The organism is Falsiroseomonas oryzae, from assembly GCF_027856955.1.
GTDB lineage: Bacteria > Pseudomonadota > Alphaproteobacteria > Acetobacterales > Acetobacteraceae > Falsiroseomonas > Falsiroseomonas oryzae.
In genome coordinates, this window is the sequence record NZ_JAPSMD010000291.1 from 1 (window position 1) to 6,970 (window position 6,970).

The window sequence follows — 6,970 nt, forward strand, 5'->3', positions numbered from 1 at the left end:
GCGCCGGGCAGCCGGGCCAGCGCATCCACCAGCACCATGCCGCCCTTCCAGCGCGTCAGCCGCCCGGGCAGCAGGACCACGCGCTGGCCGGGCGCCGCGCCCCAGGCCTCGCGCTGCGCCAGGACGCGCGCGGGCGGCACCGCGCCAGGATCGAAGCGGCGCGGATCGACGCCGCGCGGGATCAGGCGGATGCGCTCGGGCGGGGTGCCGTGGCGCGCCTCGATCAGTTCGGCGATGAAGCGGCTGATCGCGATGACCCGCTCGCCACGCGCCATGACGGAGTTGTAGAGCCGCTTGCCCGGGAAGCCCTCGTTGTAGGTGCCGTGGTAGGTGGTGACGAGATGCGCCCCGGTGCGCCGCGCGGCGATCAGCGCCGACCAGGCCGGAGCGCGGGAGCGGGCGTGCAGGATCGCCACCTCCTCCCGCCGCACCAGCTCGGCCAGGGCGGCGGCGTTGCGCCAGATGGCGAGCGGCGCCTTGGTGTCCAGTGGCAGGGTGACATGACCTCCCCCGACCTGCTCCACCTGCCGGGCGAGCGGCCCGCCGGCGGAGGCGACCAGAGCGCGGTAGCCGGCCGCCGCGATGGCCTCCGCGATCTCCACCGTGCCGCGCTCCACCCCGCCGGAGACGAGGGTTGGCAGGACCTGGAGGATGGCAGGGGGGCGGGACATCCGGTGCCGGTTAGCGCCACGGGTCGCGCGCCGCTATCCCCCTTCCCTGGCGCGGCGGTGCGCATAGGTCGCGTCCAGCTTCTCCTTCAGGTTGGCCGCCCCGGAGATGGGCGGCCAGCGCGGCGGGTTGTCCGGGCCGATGCAGGACGGCAGCGCGGCCACGACCGCATCGGGGTTCGGATCCAGGAAGAAGGCGGCCGAGAAGCGCTCGGCGGCGGGCGCGCGGACGCGGTGCGGCGTGGAGGCATAGACGCCGTTGGTCCAGCGCATCAGGCAGTCGCCGATGTTGCAGACGAAGGCGCCGGGGACATGCGGCACCTCCTCCCACCCGCCGTTGCGTCGCTTCACCTCGAGGCCCGGGACGCCGTCCGTCGCGAGCACGGTGACGTTGCCGTAGTCGGTGTGGGCGCCGGCGCCGAGCGGCGCGGCCTGGCCGCCGGCGGCGGGATAGCGCAGCAGCCGCAGCGTCGCGATCGGGCGGTCCAGCTTGTCCTCGAACCAGTCCTCCGGCAGCTCGAGGTCGAGCGCGAAGCCGCGATGGAGCAGCCGGCCGAGCGCCCAGGCGGCTTCGAAATGCGCCAGCGTCGCGGCGCGGAAGCCGGGCAGGTCGGGCCAGAGGTTCACGCCGCGGAAGGGCCTGCCGGCCAGCACCTCCGGGTCGTCGGGCGGCAGGTCGAGGCCGATGTTGAACGCCTCCTTCCGGTCCGCCGGCTTGGTCGGGTCGAGCTGTTCCTCGTCCAGCGCGACATAGCCGCGGTTGTGCGGGGAGCGCCGGATGGAGAGCGCGTCCCGGGCGGGCTGCGGCTGGCCGAACAGGGCGCGGGCGGCGGCGAACATGCCCTGCACGATCGCGGGGGCGATGCCGTGGCCGGTGACCAGGAAGAAGCCCGGCCCGCGGCAGGCGGCGCCAAGCGCCTGGGCCACGCGGCGGCGGTCGGCGGGGTCGGCGTTGCGCAGGCCGGAGACGTTGAGGACGGGGACTTCGCTCATGGCGCGATCCTGCCGCGCCCGTCCTTCCCTGTCAGGATCAGCCCTCTTCCCGGCAGGTCGCGCCCGGCAGGTCCGCCAGCCAGGGCAGGGCGGAGCGGTGCCAGATCTGCGTGCGCGGGCGAAGCTCGCCACGCTGGCGGCTGGTGCCGAGGCGCACGCTGTAGACCTTCGGCTCCGCGCCCTCGGCGGTCGCGTAGATCGGCGAGCCGCAATCCCCGCAGAAGGCCTGCTGGCGGCGCCGGCCGCTCTCGGCGGTCTTCACGTAGATGCGGGGCTCGCCCGAGAGCAGCCGGAAGCCGCCCGGCACCGTCAGCGCCACGGTGCGGAAGGCGCTGCCCGACAGCGTCTGGCAATCCGTGCAGTGGCAGACCATGACCGCGTCCGGCGCGATGTCGGCCTCGTAGGAGATGCGGCCGCAATGGCACGCGCCGTCGATCCGCATCACGCCCCCTTCACGCCGCCCTGGGTCAGCCCGGCGACGATCTGCTTCTGCGCGACCAGGGTCAGCACCAGCACCGGCAGCGTGACCAGCAGCGCGGCGGCGGAGAGCGGGCCCCAGCTGATCTGCTCGAAGGTCAGCATGTTGTTGACCGCGACGGGCAGCGTCCGAGTCTCGCGCCCGGCCAGCACCATGGCGAAGATGAAGTTGTTCCAGGAAAAGATGAAGGCGAGGATCGTCGCCACGGTGATGCCAGGCCGAGCAAGCGGCAACGCCACATGCCGGAAGGCCTGCCAGATGGTCGCGCCATCCACCAGCGCCGCCTCCTCCAGCTCCGCGGGCAGGCTCTCGAAGAAGCCGATCATCACCCAGACGGCGATGGGCACGGTCAGCACCAGGTGGGTGATGACGATGGGCCAGAGCGTGCCGGTCAGGCCGATCCACTGGAACAGCAGGAACAGCGGGATGAGGTAGGAGAGGCCCGGGGTGATGCGGGCGATCAGGATCAGCACCGCAGCACGCGTCGCCCGCATCTTGGCGATGCCGTATCCCGCCGGGATGCCGACGGCGAGCGCGATGGCGGTGGCGCCGAAGCTGACGACGATGCTGTTCCAGGCCTGGTTCAGGAAGTCGTTGCGCTCGAACACCGCGCGGAAGTTGTCGAGCGTCGGCGGGTTCGGGATGAAGACCGGCGGGAAGGCGATGTTGTCGATCTCGGTCTTGAGCGAGAGCGAGAGCATCCACAGGAAGACCAGCGCGGCCGGCGAGACCATGACGAAGACCGCGAAGGCGAAGCCGATCCGCTCGAGCAGGCGGCGCAGGGGCCGCCGGCGCATGGTGCTGGCACTCATCGCACCGCGTCCTTGAAGCGCTCCCGCGACCACAGCAGCAGCAGCGCGAGGCCGATGATGAGGGCGAAGAACACCACCACCACGGCGCTGGCATAGCCCATGTTGTAGTAGGCGAAGGCGTTCAGGTAGAGGAAGATGTTGATCGTCTCGCTCGCCGTGCCCGGCCCGCCCTGCGTGATCACGTAGATCGTGTCGAAGGCCTTCAGCGCGTCGATGGTGCGGATGATGACGGCCACCATGATGAAGGGCGCCAGCAACGGCAGGGTGATGTAGCGGAAGGCCTGCCAGCCTGTGGCGCCGTCGATCTTCGCCGCCTCGTAGGGGTCCACGGGCAGGCTGGCGAGGCCGCCGAGCACCAGCAGCATGACCAGCGGCGTCCAGTGCCAGACCTCCACCAGCACGAGCGTCGGAATCACCGTGGACTGGTCGTAGACCCACATGCTCGGCGGGATGCCGAACTGGCTGAGGATCCAGTTCAGCACGCCGAGCTGCGGGTGGAACATCATGGTCCAGACCAGCGCGACCGCGACCGGGGTGGCCATCATCGGCAGGATGAAGACCGTGCGCATCAGGCCGCGCAGCGGGAACTTCCGGTTGAAGATCAGCGCCGCGGCGATGCCCAGCACCACCGGGATCACCACGGCGAGCGCGGTGAAGTAGAGCGTGCGCAGGATGGACCAGTGGAAGCGGTCGTCCGTCAGCAGGCGCTGGTAGTTCGCCAGGCCCACGAAGCTGCGGCCGCTGCCGAGCTTCCATTCCTGCAGGCTCATCCAGAGGGTGAAGACCCAGGGGAAGACGATGACGGCGAAGACCACCACGGCGGCCGGCACGACGAAGGGCCAGTAGTGCCGCGCATAGGCGCGCTTCCGCCGCGCGCTGTCGGCGGCGGCGCCCTGCAGGGCGGCGGTGTCGCTCAGGCCGGATGGCATGGTGCGTGTGCTCGGCTGACGCTTGCTGGCCCCCACCCCGACCCTCCCCCGCAGGCGGGGGAGGGAGAACCAGGGCGGGAGAGGGAGGCGTGGCGCTGCCGCTAGCTGGCGCGCTCGGAGGCTTCCAGCACCGGGCGGAAGGCCTCGGTGGCGCGGCGCAGCTCCGTCGCGACATCGGCACCGCCGATCGTGTTCGTCAGCCCGGCGCCCAGCGTGTCGCGGAACTCCGTCACCGGGACGATCTCCGGCAGGCCGGGGCGGGCGATGCGGCCGGATTCGATCAGCGTGGTGAAGTAGTCGCGGCCGAAGCGGCTGGTGCGGATCGCCTCCTCGTTGCGGTAGGGACTCTGCCGCGCCGGCGCGCCTGCGCCGGAGGTCAGGAAGCGCAGCTGGTTCGTCTTGTTCACCGCCCATTGCAGGTAGAGCCAGGCCGCGCCGCGCTTCCTCTCGTTCGACGCCGCGCTGATGCCGAGGCCGGTGCCGAACATGGCGCAGTGGTGATGCGCAGGGCCGGCCGGCACCACGGCATAGCCGACCTTGCCGGCGACGCGGGACCGGGTGGGATCCTCCAGCGGCGTCGCGAAGCCCACGCCGTCCAGCCACATCGCGGCCCGGCCCTGCGCGAAGGTGGTCTGCGATTCGTTCCAGTTGAAGCCGGCGACGCCGGGTGGCGCGGTGTCGCGCAGCAGCTTCTTGTACATCTCGCCCGCCCAGATCGCGTCCGGCGTGTCGGTCAGCAGGCGCATGTTGGCGTCCACGCAGTCGCGCTGCTGCGTGCCGAGCAGGAAGCTGGTGTAGAGCACGACGTTGGCGTTGCGCAGGCCGCGGCCGACGAAGCCGAAGCGGCCGGCACGCGCATCCGTCAGGCGCCGCGCCGTCTCGTACAGCTCGTCATAGGTGCGCGGCGGCTGCAGGTTGGCCTGCTGGAAGATCTCCTTGTTGTAGTAGAGGATGAAGTAGTCGGTGAACTCCGGGATCGTGTCCATGCGGCCGTCCGCCTGGGTGGAATAGGCGACGGCGCCGGCGCCGAAATCCTGGAAGTCGAAATCGGGCGCGGTCAGCGTGGCGTCCGCCATCATCGGCTTGATGTCGGCGGTCCACTTCGCCCGCCCGACCTGGCGCTTGTTGACGTGCAGGCTGATGCTGATGACGTCGAAGCTCGGCCGGCCGGAGGCGAACTCGATCACGAACTTCTGGCGGTGCTGCTGCTCCGGGATCTGCTCGGAGCCGACACGGATGCCCGTGAGTTCCTCGAACTCGCGCTGGTTCTGGATGAGGATCTGGCTGCGCGGGTTGGCCGTGAGGCTCACCTCGATGCGCTCGCCGGCGAAGCGGCGCCAGTTGAAGGCGGACTGGGCGTTGGCCTGGCTGACGATGGCCGGCGCGGCCAGCAGCGCGGCACCGGCCCGCAGCGCGTCGCGGCGCGTGATCTGCGTCATGGATTCCCTCCCGGGCCGGTCGTGGCCCGGGCGCATGCTCCGCCGAAAACGCGCCGCTCCGCAAGACCGCGGCCGGCCTCAGGCCGCCTGCTGAACCGAACCAGCCCGCGCCAGCAGCGAACGTGCCAGCGGGCTCTCCGGCTTGGCCGCCACGCGCTCGCCGGCAAGCGACCGCGCCAGGCCCCAGTCCTTGCCGCGCAGCGCCGCCTCCAGCAGCGTCAGCGAGATCACGTCGCGCTGCGCGTTGGACCCGCCGAAGGCGATCGCGCGGCGGCGCGCCGGCGCGATCAGCTCCGCGGCGCGGGCGTAATGGCCCTCGGCGAAGGCCATGAAGCCCTCGGCGAGCGGCAGCCCGACCTCCCGCGTCAGGCGGGCATTGGTCCCCTGCCCCGCCGCGGCGCGGCGCATCGCGCCGAGCACATGCGCCGCCGCCTCGCGCCGGCCCGCGCCGAGATGCGCCATCACGGCGTGCAGGTCATTGAAGGCATAGAAGCCCTCGCCGCCCCAGCGCTCCCAGGAGGTGGACAGCAGGCCGAAGCGTCCGCCGGTGTCGGCGCCCCGCAGCAGCAGCCGCCACAGCATGGCCGAGGCGTCCAGCATCTCGATGGCCGGCTGCGCCTCGCCCCTGGCGATGCCGGGGGCGACCGCGCTGTCGTAGATTGCCAGCGCCTGGGCGAAGCCGCCGCGCTCCAGATGGAACAGCGCCTGGTGCCACCAGTTGTGCACGGCGAGCATCGCCGCCGGCGTCCAGTCCTTCTGCCGCTGCGCGAGGAAGGCGACGCCCTCCGTGTCGCGCCCCTGCATCTCCATCACATGGGCCACCGCATGCACGGCCCAGGCATCCGCCGGCTGCAGCGCCAGCGCCATGCGGCCGGCATCCTCGGCGGCCGCGTAGTCGCCGCATTCCTCGAGTCCAAAGGCCTCCATGCCGAGCAGCCAGGAGAAGCCGGACTCGCTCTCGCGCCAGGCGCGCATCGCCCGCGCCGGGCGGTCGCGCAGACCGGCGGCGTTGCCGAGGAAGAAGTCCAGCTGGTGCGCCACCTGCAGCGCGAAGAGGTCGCGCGGGAAGGCGGCGGACAGCTCGCCGTAGCGCCGATGCGCCACGGCGAAATCGCCGTCACACCAGGCCTGGGCGGCGGCCAGGTGGGCGCGCTCGCGCTCGTTCACGCCGGGCAGGTCCCAGGCGGCGGTGATGCTGGCCTCGGCGTCGGGGACGCAGGCGCGCTCCATCGACAGCACCATCAGGCCGGCGCGGAAGGCGTGGCCCATGGCGAAATCGGGCTGCTCGGCCAGCGCCGAATCCACCACGGCCAGCGGATCGGCGCGGTAGCCGAGCATCAGCTCGCCGGCCTCCTCCAGCTTCTCCAGCGCGGCGCGGCTGGCGGTGGACACGGCGTTGCCGTGGCGATCGGCGAGTGACATGGCTTCCTCTCTCCCTTGCTGAAATCGATGTCGCTCAGAGGCGGTCGAGCGCCGGCAGGGCCGGGCCGAACCAGCTGCGCGCCAGCAGCGCGCGCATCTCCGCCTCCAGCAGGCCGTCCTCGGTGCGCTGCGCCGCGGCGAGCAGGCCGGCGGCCGACCAGCCATCCTGCGGCTGGCGCGCCAGCGCGGCGCGGAACACGGCGATGGCCTCGGCGGTGCGGCCAGCCGC

7 protein-coding genes and 1 pseudogene are annotated in these 6,970 nt (G+C 71.9%); all 8 read right to left on the reverse strand.

Going from position 1 to position 6,970, the window contains the following annotated elements; genetic code table 11:
• Positions 1-671, reverse strand: a 671-nt coding sequence (locus tag OZN99_RS21935) for a glycosyltransferase (protein ID WP_270937386.1), incomplete at its 3' end; no start/stop codon positions are given.
• Positions 672-704: 33 nt separating this feature from the next.
• Entirely contained in the window at positions 705-1,661 is a 957-nt protein-coding gene (locus OZN99_RS21940) for an isopenicillin N synthase family dioxygenase (RefSeq protein ID WP_270937387.1), read from the reverse strand.
• A gap of 37 nt (positions 1,662-1,698) precedes the next feature.
• The gene (locus OZN99_RS21945; protein ID WP_270937388.1) at positions 1,699-2,103 is read right to left on the reverse strand and encodes a GFA family protein; all 405 of its coding nucleotides are present in this window, start codon (positions 2,101-2,103) and stop codon (positions 1,699-1,701) included.
• The gene (locus tag OZN99_RS21950) at positions 2,103-2,951 is read right to left on the reverse strand and encodes a carbohydrate ABC transporter permease (RefSeq protein ID WP_270937389.1); all 849 of its coding nucleotides are present in this window, start codon (positions 2,949-2,951) and stop codon (positions 2,103-2,105) included. The genes OZN99_RS21945 and OZN99_RS21950 overlap by 1 nt, the downstream gene beginning before the upstream one ends.
• Positions 2,948-3,880, reverse strand: a complete 933-nt coding sequence (locus OZN99_RS21955; RefSeq protein ID WP_270937390.1) for a carbohydrate ABC transporter permease — start codon at positions 3,878-3,880, stop codon at positions 2,948-2,950. The genes OZN99_RS21950 and OZN99_RS21955 overlap by 4 nt, the downstream gene beginning before the upstream one ends.
• A gap of 101 nt (positions 3,881-3,981) precedes the next feature.
• Complete coding sequence (locus tag OZN99_RS21960; RefSeq protein WP_270937391.1) at positions 3,982-5,319, reverse strand: extracellular solute-binding protein; 1,338 nt, start codon at positions 5,317-5,319, stop codon at positions 3,982-3,984.
• Positions 5,320-5,397: 78 nt separating this feature from the next.
• Entirely contained in the window at positions 5,398-6,741 is a 1,344-nt protein-coding gene (locus OZN99_RS21965) for a tetratricopeptide repeat protein (protein WP_270937392.1), read from the reverse strand.
• Positions 6,742-6,775: 34 nt separating this feature from the next.
• Positions 6,776-6,970 (reverse strand): annotated as a pseudogene (locus tag OZN99_RS21970) (hypothetical protein); the annotation flags it as partial.